At 61.1% G+C, this 1,189-nt stretch carries 3 protein-coding genes; all 3 read right to left on the bottom strand.

Annotation, left to right across the window (positions count from 1 at the left end; translation table 11 throughout):
• The coding region (locus tag G1E_RS26985) for a DUF932 domain-containing protein (protein ID WP_047150299.1) at positions 1-554 on the bottom strand (554 nt) is incomplete at its 3' end.
• A 94-nt stretch (positions 555-648) separates the two neighbouring features.
• The gene (locus G1E_RS30050) at positions 649-978 is read right to left on the bottom strand and encodes a hypothetical protein (protein ID WP_009681987.1); all 330 of its coding nucleotides are present in this window, start codon (positions 976-978) and stop codon (positions 649-651) included.
• A gap of 20 nt (positions 979-998) precedes the next feature.
• A partial coding sequence (locus G1E_RS29020; protein ID WP_218186965.1) for a hypothetical protein occupies positions 999-1,189 on the bottom strand: 191 nt, incomplete at its 5' end.

Here is a 1,189-nt window from a genome sequence, read left to right as displayed (position 1 = left end):
TTGTGCGGCACCTTGATCGCGCGGCTGGTGCCGTCCAGGGCGATGGTCAGGGTGTTGTTGCACACCACGCGCACAGTGGTGGGTGTGGCAGTGGTGGCCAGGGTGCCGTCGCAGGATGTCGCGAGCAGCAGATAGCCGTTGACCTGATCATTACCCTTGATCGCAGCGCCTTGCCCGGTACGCGCCAGCGCCCAGAACTTGCGCCCGCCCTTGAGCACGCCAGCGGTTTCCAGCTCGTAGCCGGATACCTCGGTGAGGTCCCGGTAAAACTCGAGCACTTCCCGAGGCTGCACGGTGTGGTAGCGCTGCGAGACCACCGACAGCGGGGTTTTGGTGTCCGAACGGAACAGCACCTTCTGTTCGGGGAAGGAGTGAATTGCGCCCAGATGGCCCGTGACCTCTGATTTGAAATGCACGGGACTTTCGAGGATCTGCCAGTCCATCCCGGCTTCACGCTGCCAGACTTCGATGGGTTGTTTCTGAGTGAGCTGATTGCCCAGGCCATGCCACGGAGTAGCGCCAGCGTAGGCCATGGTTTCGACGAGATGTGCCATGTGAGCGATTCCTTTGGGTGCAGGCCGGCATAAAGCGCCGCGCCAGGCGCAGCACCGACCGGACGATTGAAATGAGAGGAGAGAAAGGGCCGGATCAGACTGGCAGGTTGAAGCGATGACCGCAGAGCAGACAGAGATTGTGGGCCAGGACGTGGCGGTCGAGCGACTCGCCAAGCTGGGCGCCTAGCGCACACCCGCCTACGCCGCCGGCCAGGCCGGCGAGAATGGCACCAGACACGGAACCTAGGGTGATACCGACAGGTCCGGCGAACGCGCCGATAGCTGCGCCAGCTTGGCCACCTCCCAGGGCTGCGCTGACGCTACGTGCAATACCGCCAAGGGTGCCGACGGCGGCGCCGACTCTCATGGCGTGATGGAAGGAAGCGATTTTTGGGGAGTGACAGCGAGGGCACTGCAATGACATGGGGCTAACCTCCTTGGTGCTTATGTCATCGCGATAATGTGTGGTTGAGATTTTTTCGAGTCGAATGGTCGCATTTCAGAAGCGAAACCAATGACGTAACGAGCCACAATCGGCAGAGACAGGCCGGGATTAGTGCTGATAGCTACTGCTCGCGTAGCGTCGCTCAAACTCCATCGTGCAGAGATAGCCCTTTGAATCGCCCCTGGTTTCG

The organism is Pseudomonas sp. TJI-51, assembly GCF_000190455.2.
In the GTDB taxonomy this organism is placed as follows: Bacteria; Pseudomonadota; Gammaproteobacteria; order Pseudomonadales; family Pseudomonadaceae; genus Aquipseudomonas; species Aquipseudomonas juntendi.
This window is presented reverse-complemented; position numbering and strand designations above follow the sequence as displayed.